We start from the raw sequence: 16,855 nt of genomic DNA, 5'->3' as shown, positions 1-16,855 counted from the left end.
CCAAATTTTTAGACTGTTATTTTATTGATTTTCAATTATTTAACTGTTTTGTCATGTACTAAGGATTTTTTTACAAAAAAGTCTGCTTCTTGTTCTATCTAACTCACCCATGTAACCCAAAGGAGTTTTCTCCGTTTAAAAAATGAATTGTAATCTGATGGATCCTCAAAATAATTGGTTCCGGGAAAAAGGAGTCGGTGTTTATGAGGTGCAAATCAGATTGTTGGGGGACTTAAAACAGCGGGAAATACATATTTATGGAGAACCATGTGATCAGGATGCTTCTCAATCGGATTGAGGAGTTTGGGGATGAAGAGATTATTCGTTTCAGAGAAAAAACAAAAAAATCATGGAGTTGGAATCAGCTTGGTGAAAAAGTGGAGCAGGCATTGTCCGGGCTTCATGTTTTGGGGAGCAGACCAGGCGATAATGTCGGAATTATCAGTCAAAACCGGGCCGAATGGCTATTAACCGATTTGGGCATTATGGCCAACCGGGGGGTGACGGTACCGCTGTATGCTACCTCTTCCATGGATCAGATTCGCTACATTCTGAACGAGACAGAAATCAGAATTCTTTTTGTTGGTACCTGTGAGCAAAAAGAAATGTTGAAATGCCTTCTGGATGAAGATAATACGCTGGAGCAGATGGTGGTATTTGATGAATGTAATACAGTGGATGACCGGATTCTTTCGTTTTCCTCATTTCTTGAATTGTCTCAAAAGAAAGGTCTTCATATTTCCATTTCAGATAATGTCTCTGATTATCATTCTGATGATCTGGCTACGATTATTTATTCATCAGGAACCACCGGAGAGCCTAAAGGAGTGATGCTGAAGCATTCTCACTTTGTAAATGCCTGGAAAATACATCAGGAACGGCTGGAAGTCTCATCAGAAGATGTTTCCCTGAGTTTTCTTCCTTTAAGTCATGTTTTCGAGCGTTTATGGACACATTTAATGCTTTTTAGCCGGGTAATCAATGTTTTTCTTGATGATCCGCGTGATGTGGTGAATGCCTTGCGTCAGGTGAAACCTACCATGATGTGTGTTGTCCCCCGTTTCTTTGATAAAACCTACCAGGGTATCCAGGAGGAGATGCTGCGGTGGTCACCGATAAAACAAAAAATATTTAATTGGGCTATTACCACAGGGCTTAAGGCCAATAAATACAGAAGTCGCCATGCCGAATTGCCTCGGACGTTGCAGTGGAAACTGGCTTTTTCGGAGAAATTGGTTTTTCGAAAACTGCGTGGTGTTTTTGGTGGAAATATAAGGTTTATGCCGTGTGCAGGAGCTGCTCTGAGTACCGAAATTCTTAAGTTTTTTCACGCTTTTGGATTGTTTGTGACCTATGGTTACGGTCTGACGGAAACTTCAGCTACCGTTTCCTGTTTTCGTGATGATGTTTATTCTTACGGAACATGTGGTTCGGTGATGCCGGGAGTAGAGGTCAAAATTGGCGACAATAGTGAAATACTGGTCAGGGGAGCCAGTGTTTTCAGTGGTTACTACAAAAAGGAAAAAGAAACTCAGGAGGTAATGACAGATGGATGGTTTCATACCGGCGATGAAGGGATGCTGGATGAAAACGGCGACCTGATTATGACCGATCGTATCAAAGATCTTATGAAGACCTCTGTAGGAAAGTATGTGTCGCCTCAGAAAATAGAAACACTGCTTCAGCAGCAGGAACTGGTGGAACAGATTGTAGTGGTGGGTGATAACCGCCCTTATGTAACTGCCCTGATTGTACCACTGTTGAGTAAACTGAAAGAGCTGGCCTTGCTACGAAATATTGAGGTTCCTGAGGGGGATGATTTACTGTATCATCCCCATGTGTTGCAGGCTTTTGAAGATCATATTCATGAAGTGCAACAAAACCTTGCACCTTATGAGAAAGTGAAGAAAGTGGCTTTGTTGGAAGAACCTTTCACCATGGAAAATGGCACAATGACCAACACTTTGAAGCTGAAAAGGCGGAAGATTGAAGAGAAATATAAGGGAGTGATAGATGGGTTGTATGGGACAACCATCTAATCTATAATTTCTGGAAAGACATCTATTGGTTATTATTTGTTGTATTCCCTTTTCTTTCGGACCTTATTTGTTTTACGATTGTAACTGTTGCGGCGGTTTTCGTTTCCACCGCCTATGCGACCACAGCCAGTTATCTGGATGCTTCCGGATGTAGTTCTCCAAAACCGTTGCGTATTGTCTAGTGATTTCACCATGGTCAGTTTCCTGTGGTTTCTCTGTAAGCACAGAGAGGTTTAGCTCATAATACCCTCTTTTTTTTCTCTCAATATCGGCAAAAACCACGGGGTAGTTGTTGTTACGCGCATGTTTTTCCGGCCCGTGAAGGAAACCAGTCGTCCGTCCCAGAAAATTGATCCAGTGAGCAGTCTTGACTTTTGAGGGACTCTGATCAGCAGCCATGAGATAAAGTGTGGGTTTGCTCTTGTTTTCTGCAAAAGTATTAGTGGTTCTTTTGGTGGGTGAGAGGATCGTACCGAATCTGGAGCGCGACCACCGCATCATCTTGTCGATGGGCTTGTTTCGCATGGGACTGTAAAAAGCCACGACGTTGTAGTTGGTAAAGATACCGGCTGACAGGCTTCCCCATTCCCAGTTGCCAATATGTCCGGTAACCACAATAACGCTTTTACCTTGTTCATGAAATTGATTGAGTACTTCCGGATTAAGTACTTTATGGCGCTTAATTACAGTTTTGCGCGACATGGAAAAGCTTTTTAGTCCTTCCAGAATAATGTCGGATAAATTTCGGTAATAAGCATTGATTGTTTGTTCTCTCTCATCGTCTGACAATGACAAATCCGATTTTTTCAGGTTGTCTTCAATGACTTTTCGGCGGTATTTGAAAACGCTGCCTAATAACCATGAAAAAAAGTTAGAAATGCCATAAAGAACAGGGAAGGGAATTATAGCGATGAAGCCTAAAAGAAAAAGGAAAAGGGAGGCACCTATATATCTGTTTATAGTCTGAAACATACACTAAATTGGTTTTTCTGGTTTTTTAAGACCTTGCTATTACGGACAACTTTGCAGAAAGTTTCCTGAAACATCAGTCTGTCGGGCGAACTTCAATACAAAAGGTTGTTTCTTTTCCCGGTTGGGAGGTGGCGGTAAGTTTTCCTCCATGTAAACGGATGATTTGACGGGAAAGACTAAGACCAATGCCACTGCCGGATTCACGGGTAGTAAAAAATGGTACAAATATCTCTTCCAGCAACTCCGGAGGTATTCCGGGGCCGTTGTCTTTGATGCATATTTCGATTTTTCTCTCCTGATTACAACTTGCCTGGATATGGATTCTCCCGTTTTGCTGGTCATACAGCGATTCGGTCGCGTTTTTTAACAGATTAATCAGCACCTGCGAGAAGAGCTTTTCGTCGGCACTAATTTTCAAATCAGGATCATTTATTTGTAACGATATTTGAATGTCAGGCCAAAGTGACTTATTCAGAAGAACTGTGTTTTCTATAAGATTTTTGACATTTACCGGCTTTAGTTCCGGATTGGGTAGGCGGGTGAGTTTGCGGTACGATTCTACGAAGTTGATGAGCCCAACTCCCTGTTGTTCAATAACCTCAAGCCCCTTGGCTGTTTTGGCAATAGTTGTTTCCGATACCATTTCAGGGCTGATTACTTCTCCATCACGAATGTAAAGGTTCTTCAGGTTTTCGGAAAGAGAAGTAACCGGGGCAATGGAGTTCATGATCTCATGGGTGAGCACACGGATGAGTTTCAGCCACGATTCCATTTCTTTTTCGCTGAGTTGATCATTGATATCCTGCAAGGATACAAGTCTCAGTGTCCGGTCTTTGTTTTTGAATGAGGTGGATTTCAGAAGCAGATTTATGCTTTTTCCTGATGTTGATTTAATGGTGTGCATTCGCTGATTACCCGGTGGCAGGTTTTTCAGAACGTGTGCCAGTTGATTGTCCACTTTGTGAAGTTGGCGAAGGTGGGTCAATTGCTCCAGACCAAGCATCTGCTTCAGGTTTTTATTGGCATTGAAGATGAAACCTGTATCATCGAACGACAGGATACCTGTGGCGACATGGTCTGTCAGGGTCTGAAAGTACTGTTCCTGTTGCCGGCTTTCGGTCTTGATTTTTTTAATTTGTTCATTGATTCTGTTAAGGTTAGAACTGAGTTCGTTCAGAAAAGGGTCATTTTTGCTTTTGGGGAATGAAAGCGCAGAATCTTCATTTCGGACGGCGTCGAAAAAATAACTGATTTTACTAAAGAACCGGGTTTGATAGGAAATCAGATGCCAGGTGAATACAATGAAAAGCAGGGTCGCTGCTATTCCAATTGCCTCTGTTTTCAGGTAGTAAAAACCCCAGGCAGCTGTGATGGCTGAAAAAGCAACCAGAAGGATCAGGATGACCGAACGTGTCAGAAATGACATTCTCATTACAGATTTAGTTTTTTCATTTTGTTGTACAATGTCTGGCGTGTAATGCCCAATTGGGCCGCTGCGGCTGTAATGTTCCCGGGGTTTTTGTCCAGGGCTGCTGAAATCAATTGTTTTTCCATCTCTTCAAGACTTAGTGTGGTGTCCAGATTCCCGGAAGTGTTACCGGTGACAGGTCTCAGGAAAAAATCGTCGGGTTTCAGGATGTTACTATCGCTTAAAATTACTGCTTTTTCAATGGCATGTTCCAGTTCCCGGATGTTTCCCGGCCAGTTGTATTTCAGGAGTTTCTCTTGTGCCTGTTTGTTGATTTTCAGTTGAGATTTGTCGTATTTGGAAGCATACTTTTTCAGGAAAAAATCGGCCAGAACCAGCAAATCTTCACCTCGTTCCCGCAACGGAGGAACTTCAATGTGTATGGTGTTAATCCGGTAGAGGAGATCTTCTCTGAAAAGGCCTTCTCTGACCAGTTCCGGCAGATTCCGGTTGGTGGCGCAAACAAGGCGGATGTCAACGGGAATTGGCTGATTGGAGCCCAGTCGGGTGACCTCCCTGTTTTGAAGAATTGCCAGCAGTTTGGACTGAAGATGCAAGGGGAGGTTTCCGATCTCATCAAGGAATAGGGTTCCCCGATGGGCTACCTCGAATTTGCCGGCCCTGTTTTCCTTGGCATCGGTAAAGGCTCCTTTGACATGTCCAAACAGTTCACTTTCGAAAAGTGATTCGCTGATGGCTCCCATGTCCACATTTACAAGTATTTCATCGTTTCGTGAGGAGAGATGGTGTATTTCCCGGGCAATTAGTTCTTTGCCTGTTCCGTTTTCTCCGGTAATCAACACATTGGTATCGGTCTTTGCCACTTTGCGTACCAGATTGAGTACTTTCATCAATTGCGGGGAAGAGCCGATGATGTGTTTTCGGTTGTTTTGGAAACTGATTTTCAGGTCTTTTTCTCTTTGCTTTAAGGTGTTAACCTCTCCACGCGACTGGCTGAGTTGAACGGCTGCATTGACCGTCGCCAGTAGTTTGGTGTTGTCCCAGGGCTTCAGAACAAAATCTGTGGCACCGGTTTTCAGTGCATTCACGGCCAGTTCCACATCGCCATAAGCAGTAATCATCACCACTGATATCTCCGGCTTTTGGGTTTTTATTTGCCGAAGCCAGTAAATCCCCTCATTTCCGGTATTTGCCCCGGTTTTAAAATTCATGTCCAGCAATACCAGGTGGTAATTTGTTTTCTCCAGTTCAGCGTTGATTTGATTGGGATTGGAGATGCACACAACCTTATCGAAATCCGACGAAAGTAGAAACTCCAGGGCAGTTAGCACACTTTTGTTATCATCAACGATCAGTATGTTTCCTTTAGCCATATTATTTATTAGTCAAAAATTGTAACCTTGTCCGAATCTACCTTATACATAAGACAGGTAAAGTATAAACAGGCTGAAAGCCTGAGAGCAATAGCCCAGGGCGTTGCCCCAGGCTATTGCTTAAAGACCTTCGGTCTTCTAAAAACGCAACAACATTATGTATTCCTTTTAAAAGAATATTTTAATAGCGTTGTCGGGTTTGTTGGGGCTTGACTTTGGATGATAAGCCAAAAAATAAGGATTCATCACTTCTTCCTTCTGCCTGTGAAACTTCAGCCTCTTAATTTTAGCTCTTCTGATAGATCAAATGTATCGGGTAAATTAACCGAATGCAAAGATGTGTCAAAATATTTTACAGGTGAACGTATGTTTTTTTTACACCCTCGGCTTGTGTGGTAGTTGTAGTTGTCTGATAATAAGGGGCTAAATTCTTTTGGTATGGTTGTGGATGAAAAAAGTGCATAGAGCGTGGTATAAAGGTGGAATGGTTCTTCACTCACCAGTTCATCCACTCATCAGCTAATTTAAAATTGAAAATATGTCAATGGACAGAGTTATAGAAAAGAAAAAAGGATTTAAGAAGAAGCATATCTACATTGCTTTGGGATCAGTGGTTTTTCTGTTTCTGTTGTATCAGATAATATGGGCCGATCACAGTTCTGTAATGCGTGTGGATAGAGAGAAAATTTCCCTTGGAATGGTGGAAAAGGAAATGTTTAATGATTACATCACGATTATCGGTCAGGTGGAGCCCATTTCCACAATCTATCTGGATGCCATTGAAGGGGGACGGATTGTGGAGAAAATTATTGAAGAGGGAGCGATGGTAGAAAAGGGGGATGTCATTCTAAAGCTGGAGAATCGGCAACTGTATCAGACCATACTCAATAGCGAAGCATCTTTGGCAGAAAAAGAAAATTACCTGCGAAATACCCGCATCAGTTTTGAAGCTGAGATGATTCAGTCAAAGAAGAGTCTGCTGGATAATCGTTTTCGATTGAAGCGCAAAAAAAGGAATTTCGAGCAATCACAAATGTTGTATGAAGAAAAGCTGATTTCACGGGAGGAATATTTGCAAGCCAAAGAGGATTATGAATATGAAGAGGGTTTGCTGGAAATAAACCGTCTGAAAGCACGGAACGACTCCATCATGCTGATGACCAATATGAAAACACTGGATACAGACCTGCAAAAGATGCGTCAGATGTTGGGGCTGGTGCGCGAAAGGCTGGATAATCTTGAGGTTAAATCTCCTGTTGACGGTCAGCTGGGAATGCTGGATGCCGAGATCGGCCAGTCTGTCTCTCAGGGACAACGCATCGGTATGGTGCATGTTTTGTCGGACTATAAGGTAGAAGCCAATTTGGATGAACATTACATCGATAAAGTAAGAAGGGATTTGCCGGCTTCCATTGAGCGAAACGGCCAGGATTATAATCTGCACGTGAAAAAGGTTTACCCTGAAGTTCGGGACGGTCAGTTTGAGATTGATCTGGTTTTTGATGATTTAAAACCTGAGTATATCCGCACCGGTCAGACCTATCATTTGAAGCTTCAGCTCGGACAATCCACCCAAGCTGTTATGATTCCAAGAGGCGGATTTTTCCAGAGTACAGGAGGACAGTGGGTGTTTGTGCTCAACGAGTCGGGTACTGAAGCTGTGCGCCGCAACATCAAAATTGGCAAGCAAAATCCCCGTTATTATGAAGTGATCGAGGGGCTTGAGCCTGGAGAGCAGGTCATCACCTCGGGTTATGAAATGTTTGGGGAGAATGAGCGGTTGGAGCTGAGATAGGAGGAGGCCCCACCCAACCTCCCCTAAGGGGAGGAGACGAATGAAAAGGCAGAGAGCAAAGAGCATGGGGCAGAGTGCATGGAGTGACTTGATATAGATTGGTGTTCAGTGATTTTAGAGATTAAATTCATAAACTTGTATATACTGTTTAACCTAAAACCAATTATTTATGTCACAATTCAGGTTTATGGATTTAGAGATATGGAAAGATTCTATTGCTCTAAATGATAAGTTCTTTGATTTAGCTGAAGAATTAGGGAATGCAAGAAGTTATCGGTTTGCTGAACAATTAAGAGCAGCTTCTCTAAGTATATCCAATAACATCGCAGAGGGGTCTGGTTCTTTTTCAGATAAAGACTTTGCAAACTTCTTAAATATCGCCAGAAGGTCTGTTTTTGAAACCGCCAATCTCGCTTTTGTCGCCAAACAACGAAAACATATAGATGATGATTGTCTGAATATAATGCTAAATGAATTGGATATTCTTAGCAGGAAGATATCCTGTTTTAGGAAGAGAATTTTAGAAACTATGAATAATAAAAAGAAGCAATGAATAAAGGAAAAATGGTATTATGGGTGATTGCCCCATGCCCTAATCCCCATGCTATTTAATGAAACCAACTGAGTAATAAACAGGAGCAAAAAATGAAGGGAAAGTGAAACTATGGGAGATACGCTATGCCCCAGGCCCTTTGCCCCATGCAAATTTTTTAATTATGCTAAAAACAAAAAACCTTTCCAAAGTATTTCGCACTGAAGAGATTGAAACCAGTGCGCTGAACAATGTAAACCTGCATGTTCAGAAAGGAGAATTCATGGCCATTATGGGCCCGTCGGGATGTGGCAAATCTACATTGCTTAACATTCTGGGGTTGCTCGATAACCCTACCGGCGGCGAATATTTTTTCGACGGTAGTGAAGTGGGTGGCTTAAAAGAACGTCAGCGCACCAGCATGCGAAAAGGAAATATTGGCTTTGTATTTCAGAGCTTTAACCTGATTGATGAACTCAATGTGTTCGAAAATGTTGAGTTGCCGCTTATTTATCTGAAAATGAAAGCTAAAGAACGAAAACAGCGGGTGGAGCAGGTGCTGGAACGGATGAAAATAGGTCATCGGAGGAAGCATTTTCCTCAACAACTTTCAGGAGGTCAGCAACAGCGGGTTGCCATAGCCCGGGCCGTTGTTGCCAATCCCAAACTGATTCTTGCCGATGAGCCCACTGGTAACCTGGATTCCAAAAACGGCCTGGAGGTTATGAATCTCCTCACTGAGCTCAATCGCGAAGGTACTACCATCGTGATGGTAACGCACTCATTGCACGACTCTGAATTTGCACACCGTGTAGTAAACCTTTTCGATGGTCAGGTAATAACCGAGGAGGTTAAGAAAGAGCTGGGTGAGATGTTGCTGTAGTGCCGTAAGCATGGTGTTAAAGGGCATGGCGCGGGGCATGGAGAGGAGGGACTCAGCCAGCTCATTATGTCAATAGTTTCTGAGTTAAAAAAGAACGTTCGAAGATGAAAAATATATTGTTAACAATCAGGCGACTGAAGAAGAATAAAACGGCAGCTCTTTTGGGGATTTCGGGACTTATCGTGGGACTAATATGCGTCATGTTTATCTTTTTCTGGATTATCGATGAGGTGAGTTATGATCGTTTTCATGACAAAATAGACCGGACTTTTGTAGTTCATGCCTTTCTGGAGGGAGGTCAGGAAAAAGTATCCTTCGATGGATGTCCCCCGGCTGTAGGGCCCTCAATCCGGGATGAATATCCGGAAATCGTGGCCATCAGCCGTTACCGGCCACCGTTTAATGAATACCTTCTGGAGTTTGGAGAAGCCAAATATATGGAGAAGGTGGCATTTGCCGATTATTCCTTGTTTGATATTATGTCTTTCCCTTTTGTGACTGGAGGACGGGGCGAGGAAGATGTTAAGAGCAAAGTAGTATTGACCCGCAGTACTGCTGAAAAGTTTTTTGGCAGTGACAATCCGGTAGGCAGGATAATAGAATACAACAACAGTATTGATTTAACCGTGGTGGGTGTTATTGAAGATCTTCCGGAGAACTCATCCATTCAGTTTTCTGCACTAATGCCTATGAGTAACTTATCAAACTTGTTCAATAGCGAAAACTATCTGAATACATGGTATAATAACAGCTTTATTACATATGGGCTTCTGCGTGAACCGGGGGATTTCGACAAAGTTGCATCTTCAATTACCAACAGGATTCAGGAAGAGATGCCTGAGTCAACCAACTACCTGAGAGCATATCAGTTTGCCAATGACTATCTGTATGAAAAAAACCATATTCGTAACATTCATATTTTTTCTCTCATTGCTCTGATGGTGCTTCTGGCTGCCACTCTGAATTTTATTAATCTGAATACTGCCCGGTCGCTTAAACAGATTAAGGAAACAGGATTGAGGAAAACCCTGGGTGCCACACGTCAAAGTCTTATCCGGATGATATATGCTGATATCGCAATTATCTGTCTGGCTGCATTCTTAATAGCTGTAATCATCACTGCAGCAGCGTTACCTGTTTTTAATAGTTTTATTGGAAAAACCATTGATCCGCTGGTGATTTTTTCGTGGCAACCTCTTCTGATTTTAGGATTGATTTACTTAGCTACCGTTTTTTTAGCAGGTAGCTATCCTGCTTTTTTCCTGACATCTTTCTCACCTGCACGCACACTGCAATCAGGTAAAAAGTCAACAAAGAGTAAAGGGCTTTTTCGAAATGTTTTAATCACCGTGATTTTTCTCGTTTCGCTAATGTTGCTTAGTTCGACACTGATTATTTCGAGACAAACGGCCTATTTACAAAAGATGGACCTGGGTTTTGATAAGGAGCAGGTTTTATACATCCCATTGGAAGGAAGACTCAAAGATCGATACAAGGTTTTTAAGAAGGAAGTCAGGAGAATAACAAATATTGAAGAGGCTGCTGTGATGTCCTATCTGCCGTTTAGGATAGGTAACAATGGGGAAGGCTGGAACTGGGCCGGCAAAGATCCGGAGTTTAAACCTTTGGTTACTGATTGGCGCGTAGATGAAGATATGATGGCAACCATTGGTGTTGAAATGAAAGAAGGAACTTTCTTCAGAACACCAGATCAGGAAGGAGTGATAATCAATGAAGCTTTTGCCAATATTATTGGCTGGGATAGTTTTGAGGGGAAATCCCTGGAAGCTTACGGGGCCACCTTTCGGGTTTTAGGGGTAATGAAAAATATTCACTTCAACTCGTTTTCTAAAGAAATTCAACCACTTGCACTTAAAACACTCATTGATGAATGGTCCATCAATTATCTGGTGATTAGAACAGGCGGAGGTGATATTCAGGAAACATTGAGTCAGATCCGGGATGTGGGAAGAAAAATTGAACCCGACATTCCGATGGATTATGGGTTTTTTGATCAGGAGATGAATAGAATTCTGGCACCTGAAAGAAACCTGAAGGCATTGGTATGGATCTTCTCCGTCTTTTCCGTCATTGTACTTGTTCTGGGATTACTTGGGGTTATCATGTTTATGGCAGAGCAGAGGACTAAAGAAATTGGTATCCGCAAGTGCATGGGAGAGCCTGTCACGAGTATTGTAGGCCGTTTAATAAAACCTTTTCTGATTACCGGACTTGCAGGGTTTGCAGTGGCTATTCCTCTGTCATGGTTTTTAATGAACAGGTGGTTGCAGGGATTTGCTTATCGTATTGATGTGAGTATCTGGATATTTATGCTGGCAGGACTGCTCATTCTTTTTGTTGCAATAGTGACTGTTATTTTTCAGAGTGTGCATGCAGCTAATCGCAATCCGGTGGAAGCGTTACGATACGAATAGAAAATTTTAAGTATATGAATTTAATTATATCCGATATCCGATTAATCATTTAAGAAAGAATAGATTTCATGCACTGCTGAATATTCTCGGTCTTGCTGTAGGGTTGTTATTCTTTTTACATATAGTTGTTTACATTGATTATGAGAATGGTTTTGACACCTTTTGGCCCGATCATGAGCGTATCTATCGTGTTATTAGGATATTATCCAGGCGGGCGAAGAGGTTCTTCATTCCACTAAAACACCACCAGGTCTTTTGACTTACATCTGGTATTCTAATAACGAAAGTAGTATAACCTATTAGACTGATGATTGACATCTCAGGAATTCTTATCAAAAACTGACTATAAAATTCTGGTCAACAGAAGAAACTGTTTAGGCATCAACTAACCTCACACCAATGATAAACTTAAAGATAGCCATTCGGCACTTGCTGAAAGAAAAGTTCTTTGTAACGGTCAATCTCGTAGGTCTGACAGTGGCCATGGCTGTGGCATTGGTGATCATTTCTTTTGTCGGGTATCACAACTCATTCGATCGGCATGTGGAAGGTTTTGACCGAACTTATCGTATTAACAGTCGCATTGACAATGGCACTTTCTGGGCTTCTACCTTCTCTGCCTTTGATGTGGCGTTGAGGGGGCAGCCTGAAATCGAGTGTTATACTACGTTCTATAAAAACGATGAGCAATTCGATCTGCTGAATGGAGACGGTCAAGTAAGAATCAAAGACCCGGTTTATGGGGATCGTCGTTTTATGGAGTTCTTTGGAATTGAGCTGAAATCCGGTGATGTTTCTTCTTTGGAAGAGCCCAATACGGTATTGTTGAGCGAACAGACTGCTGCGAATTTGTTTGGAGATACTGATCCCTTGGGCAAAATGGTGGAGGTGAAATACAATGCACAGGATCAGGATCAGAACAGAGGCTGCCGGGTGGTAGGTGTCATCCGCAGCCATCAGGAGAATTCTCATCTGAAATACGATATGATCTTATCGAAGTTTGGACATTATGAACAAACACGGAACCATATCGATGGGATGAAAGTTTATGGTGCTTTTGTTTATCTGAGGCTTTACAGCAACTCAGATGCACTTGTTTTAACCAGCAGGTTAAATTCTTTGCTGGAACCACTCATTGGAGGTGCTCACGGACCTCCACTTGAGGCTTTTGAGTCTAAGTTGCAGCCACTCAGTGAAGTTCATTTCACTCCCGGACTTATCAGGGATATTTCATTGGGAGTCAGGCAATCGCATCTGGATATTTTGCTGATAGTGGGTGTTCTTTTGTTTCTGACAGCCTTGTTTAATTTTCTGGTAATGAATGTCACCATCCGGGAAACCAATGAGAAACAGTCCCGCATCATGCAAATCTTGGGAAGTTCCCATTGCCGGATCTGGTTGTATCATCTTTGGAGAATAGTCTTTCTTGTTTTTATTGGAGGGGTACTGGCAGTGATAGCTGTAAAGTTGTCGCATGAATTAGTAACCAGCCTGTTTGCCGGGTGGTCAATTGATTTCGGTGATTCTGGCTTTTGTTGTATTCTTATTGGTTTGTCTGGGGTTATTGTACTGGTAACCGGACTGAGCGATTTAAAAAATGTGGTTAAGAAATCCGGATTTTCGGGAAGGAGATTGAAAAGCTCAGTACCCTTGTTGATGTTTCAGTTTACCATAGTCGCAGGCTTGATTGCATTTGGATTATTGCTGAACAAACAACTTGATTTTATTCGTGAAAAGGACCTTGGTTTCAGTCCTGAAAACATTGTTGTGGTAAGAGTTTCGGGGCCACGTAATGAGAAAATAAATGTACTCAAAGAGGAAGTACTTAAACTGCCTGGCGTTAATAATGTAGCAACGGCCCAGCATTATCCCGGGTTTCGGCTTCAGGATCTGAATCTTGAACTGGGCAATCATAGTTATCCTTTCAAGTTTGCAATGGTTGATCCTGATGCCATAAACACGTTGGATATTGAGGTTAAAGAGGTATTCAATGAAAATCAGGAGTTTTCTATTTTTATTAATGAATCATTTTATAATGTGCTTCGGAAATCATTTTCTCATGAAGACATTGTTGCGGGAAACTTTCCCGGTGCAGAAAGCAATTCTCCTGAGACGATAGACTTTTTCGTTAGTGGGGTAGTGGATGATTTTCACTATAATTCTCTTTACGATGAGGTTGGCAACTTTGCCTTTTTTATGCAAAGTCCCAAAGACCATCATCATCGTTTTTTATTGGTGAAATACGAAGAAGGCAGGGCATTGGAGGTCATGGACGGCATAGATAAAACTTTTTCCTCTATTTATCCCGGGCCCGCTTTTGAGCCTCTTTTTCTGAATGATCAGTTGAGGGAGCAATATAGCTCTGAGGAACGGTTGCTGGCAGTAACAGGTTGGTTTTCTATAGTTACCGTGCTCATTGCCGTAAGCGGACTTTTTGCTTATTCAAGTTACTCGGTTCGGCGCCGTACCAAAGAAATAGGCATCCGAAAGGTGAATGGTGCCTTTGTTTTTCAGGTGATCGTTCTGCTAAACAAAGGTTTGCTGAAATGGGTGGCTGTTTCGTTTCTTCTGGCGATCCCATTTGCCTTGTGGGGCATGCATGAGTGGCTGAAGAATTTTGCATACCATACATCTGTGAGTTGGTGGATTTTTGCTGCTACTGGTCTGATAGTTTTTGCAGTGGCAGCTATTACCGTAAGCTGGAATTGCTGGTGGGCTGCAATCAGGAATCCTGTGGAAGCGCTAAGGAATGAATAGAGAGAAGGAAGAACATTATCATGGTAATGTCTTCATTCTCTTAATTGGTAATTGTTTTTGGTTACAGAATTTTTCCGGATTCTGAAAATATAATAACCAATGGTCAATACCCCATAGAGTGCAGCCTGCCCATAAAGGAACAGCAATTCATTTTTTACATCCGTTAAGCCTGTGCCCATAATGCGCAATCTCAGGTAAGCGGGGATGGCCGTAGTACCTGGAAATATCTTTGACAGTTCCACCAGCCATTGGGGCATTGCTGATACCGGCCAGGATATACCGCTCACAAACAAGGCTATGGGAGAGAGGAACATCATAAATACGATGGACGATTCGCGATGTTTGAAGAGGGTGGATAATCCTATTCCCAAAAATATTACCGCCATCAGAAACGGAAATAACAACATCATCATATCTGTCATATTTGCTTTGTCCGGAAAACTGAACCAGTCGTGTATTAGAACGACTGCCAGACCAATATTTATCATCGAAATAGCAAGATACGCTCCTGCCTTACCGAAAACCAGTGGAAGGATCTCTTTTATTCGCTTGTTTTTGGGAAGAAAGAAAAGTGATTTCTTTGATTCAGAGAAAGAGCCCCCCATGATGCCAATGCCAATCAAAAGCGTTTGTTGAATGATGAGGATGATGAGTCCCGGCATGATGAAACTACCATACGAAGAAGATGGGTTGTAAAGAAGATGTGTCTGGATATCCAGAGGATTGTTTGAAATACCTGCCTGGCGAAAAGACTGGCCTTCTCCTATATATCGCTTGATGGAGATCCCTCCCGAAAAATAAGCATTGACATAGGAGGCTGCCATGTACTGGGTCTTGTATTTGAGGAAATAGCTGCCGTCAGCATATATAGCTACGTTGGTTGGTCTTTCCTGCAGAATGTCTTTTTCAAAGTTTTGGGGAATAAGAATTACTCCTGTGATTTTGTTGGAAAGGAATAGTTCTTCGGCTTCTTTGAGACTTGCCGGTTCCATGGTCACCGCTACGTCTCTGGTACCATCAAGCATTGAGATATATTTCCGGCTCAGAGAGCTTTGATCCAAATCTACTACCCCCACAGGCAAATCGGTGAGTACTTCATTGGAATATCCAATGGAGTAAACAACAGGGTATATAATCATGGCTCCGACAAGAATCAGCAAAGCTCCGCTATCCGAGTAGATGGACTTCAACTCTTGCAGCAAATGCCGGGCTGTAAGTTCAAAACTATTTATTTTTTCTTTTTTCTTTTGCATTTTTGAATTTTTACTTTTTTCCCCAATGTTTTTCCTCTGCTAACCGGCGTTTATAGAGTGGTAAAAATGCGATGGAAATTACTGTGAAGATCAGTATGAAACATAAGTAGGGGTATGCTTCTTCAAGCCCTGCGCCACGGAATGATTGTGAGATCATAATTTTCTCCCACCAGGTGAAAGGAAACAGGTAGGTGAGATAACGGGCCAAAAGCGGCATCCCTTCTACCGGGAAGGTTAATCCTGAGAAGGTAATGCCCATCATAACATAGGCTCCCCCAAGAGACAGGGACAACCTTAGGTTACTGGTGGCTGCCACTAGCATCATGCCCATCAACTGATAGGTTATGATGGTGATGAGCTGACTGATAAAGATAAAAGGGTAATTGCCATTGAGTGGCAATCCTTCCACGACATAAAGTAAATAATTGATAAATATGGAAAAACCCGAGAAAATGACGGTGTATGGAAGCATTTTTCCAAGCATGGCAAGGCGGACACTGTGGTCGCCTGTTTCCAGCAGATCGAGACCGGTTCCCCGTTTTAGTTCATTGCCAAAGGTATAAATCGACGACAGAAACGTGAACAGGTAAAGCATCACAAACAGAAGGGCCGAATTGAGAAAGTAATTGTAGTTGGAGTAGGGGTTATACAACACATGCTTGTCCAGGCTTACAGGTATAACCCGTGCAATGGCTTCCTGTTGATTTTTTCCTGAAAGAAGGAGTTTTTTTAGTTGAATCCCGCCAGATATGGTTTTCAAGGTAGTAAGCACCGACCGTTGAATAATTCCGGCTTTTAATACATTAGTCCCGTTGATGTAAATTGGCACAGGAGCATGGAGTCCCTGAAAAACTGATTTCTCCAGATTATCAGGAAGCAGAACAATAGCATCCACAGAACCTTTTTCCAACAGTTGGCGGGCCTGAAAAAGGTCTGTTGGTTTAAAATGAACATTCACATCAGGTGCTGCATTAAGGGCATTACTTATTTTAACGGACAACACCGATTGATCTTTATCCACTACAGCGATTGAGAAATCCCTGGCAACCCCTTCCCGGAACATGAAGAATAGCAACAGGATGCCGATTGCAGGGCCACTGAACAACAGAAAACGGTAGGCATGATTTTTTCTGATCCGTTCAGTTTCTCTGCCGATGACACTTATTACGGGATGTTTATTCCGGTCTTTCATCGTTTAAGATTTCGTAATTATCTGATAAAAAAATAATTAAAAATTTGAGAGTGATTGGAACCGCTTCGCTCTCGCATATTTTTTAAACATTCATTTTTGTGATTTTAATGATTCAAAAATCATGAACGTTTTTTCCGTGTGAGATTTATTTTTTAAGATTCCTAACCTGGTCTATTGACTTCGTCGAACTTCGTT

12 protein-coding genes are annotated in these 16,855 nt (G+C 42.2%); 7 read left to right on the top strand and 5 right to left on the bottom strand.

Annotated elements, in window-relative coordinates; all coding sequences use genetic code 11:
• Nucleotides 1–142 precede the first annotated feature (142 nt).
• Together W7W_RS23630 and W7W_RS0121220 are read left to right on the top strand one after the other, a co-directional pair.
• Nucleotides 143–298, top strand: coding sequence for a hypothetical protein (locus tag W7W_RS23630; RefSeq protein WP_157202521.1), 156 nt, complete (start codon nucleotides 143–145; stop codon nucleotides 296–298).
• Nucleotides 258–2,039, top strand: a complete 1,782-nt coding sequence (locus tag W7W_RS0121220; protein WP_025007254.1) for an AMP-dependent synthetase/ligase — start codon at nucleotides 258–260, stop codon at nucleotides 2,037–2,039. The genes W7W_RS23630 and W7W_RS0121220 overlap by 41 nt, the downstream gene beginning before the upstream one ends.
• A 72-nt stretch (nucleotides 2,040–2,111) precedes the next feature.
• Here W7W_RS0121220 and W7W_RS0121215 read toward each other — a convergent pair whose 3' ends face one another.
• From W7W_RS0121215 to W7W_RS0121205, 3 genes are all read right to left on the bottom strand, one after another.
• Entirely contained in the window at nucleotides 2,112–3,011 is a 900-nt protein-coding gene (locus tag W7W_RS0121215) for a lysophospholipid acyltransferase family protein (RefSeq protein WP_010665620.1), read from the bottom strand.
• Nucleotides 3,012–3,084: 73 nt separating this feature from the next.
• A complete protein-coding gene (locus W7W_RS0121210) occupies nucleotides 3,085–4,443 on the bottom strand; it encodes a sensor histidine kinase (protein ID WP_010665619.1) in 1,359 nt (452 codons plus the stop codon).
• On the bottom strand, nucleotides 4,443–5,813 hold the full coding sequence (locus tag W7W_RS0121205; RefSeq protein WP_010665618.1) for a sigma-54-dependent transcriptional regulator: 1,371 nt from the start codon (nucleotides 5,811–5,813) through the stop codon (nucleotides 4,443–4,445). The genes W7W_RS0121210 and W7W_RS0121205 overlap by 1 nt, the downstream gene beginning before the upstream one ends.
• A gap of 544 nt (nucleotides 5,814–6,357) precedes the next feature.
• On the opposite strand from W7W_RS0121205, the gene W7W_RS0121195 reads away from it, so the two are divergent.
• From W7W_RS0121195 to W7W_RS0121175, 5 genes are all read left to right on the top strand, one after another.
• The gene (locus W7W_RS0121195; protein ID WP_010665617.1) at nucleotides 6,358–7,608 is read left to right on the top strand and encodes an efflux RND transporter periplasmic adaptor subunit; all 1,251 of its coding nucleotides are present in this window, start codon (nucleotides 6,358–6,360) and stop codon (nucleotides 7,606–7,608) included.
• A 187-nt stretch (nucleotides 7,609–7,795) separates the two neighbouring features.
• Nucleotides 7,796–8,161: a four helix bundle protein gene (locus W7W_RS0121190; RefSeq protein ID WP_199898130.1), complete on the top strand. Its 366-nt coding sequence runs from the start codon at nucleotides 7,796–7,798 to the stop codon at nucleotides 8,159–8,161.
• A gap of 163 nt (nucleotides 8,162–8,324) precedes the next feature.
• Nucleotides 8,325–9,023, top strand: a complete 699-nt coding sequence (locus W7W_RS22655; protein WP_025007257.1) for an ABC transporter ATP-binding protein — start codon at nucleotides 8,325–8,327, stop codon at nucleotides 9,021–9,023.
• Nucleotides 9,024–9,127: 104 nt separating this feature from the next.
• Nucleotides 9,128–11,458 (top strand): ABC transporter permease, encoded by a 2,331-nt coding sequence (locus tag W7W_RS0121180; RefSeq protein WP_010665614.1) that lies wholly within the window; start codon nucleotides 9,128–9,130, stop codon nucleotides 11,456–11,458.
• Nucleotides 11,459–11,857: 399 nt separating this feature from the next.
• Nucleotides 11,858–14,215 carry an ABC transporter permease gene (locus W7W_RS0121175; RefSeq protein WP_010665613.1) on the top strand — a complete coding sequence of 786 codons (2,358 nt, stop codon included), beginning with the start codon at nucleotides 11,858–11,860 and terminating at the stop codon, nucleotides 14,213–14,215.
• A 32-nt stretch (nucleotides 14,216–14,247) separates the two neighbouring features.
• On the opposite strand, the gene W7W_RS0121170 is transcribed toward W7W_RS0121175, so the two are convergent.
• Nucleotides 14,248–15,468 carry an ABC transporter permease gene (locus W7W_RS0121170; RefSeq protein ID WP_010665612.1) on the bottom strand — a complete coding sequence of 407 codons (1,221 nt, stop codon included), beginning with the start codon at nucleotides 15,466–15,468 and terminating at the stop codon, nucleotides 14,248–14,250.
• Between the two features lie 10 nt (nucleotides 15,469–15,478).
• Nucleotides 15,479–16,660: an ABC transporter permease gene (locus W7W_RS0121165; protein WP_010665611.1), complete on the bottom strand. Its 1,182-nt coding sequence runs from the start codon at nucleotides 16,658–16,660 to the stop codon at nucleotides 15,479–15,481.
• Nucleotides 16,661–16,855: the final 195 nt, after the last annotated feature.

This window comes from Marinilabilia salmonicolor JCM 21150 (assembly GCF_000259075.1).
GTDB lineage: Bacteria > Bacteroidota > Bacteroidia > Bacteroidales > Marinilabiliaceae > Marinilabilia > Marinilabilia salmonicolor.
This window is presented reverse-complemented; position numbering and strand designations above follow the sequence as displayed.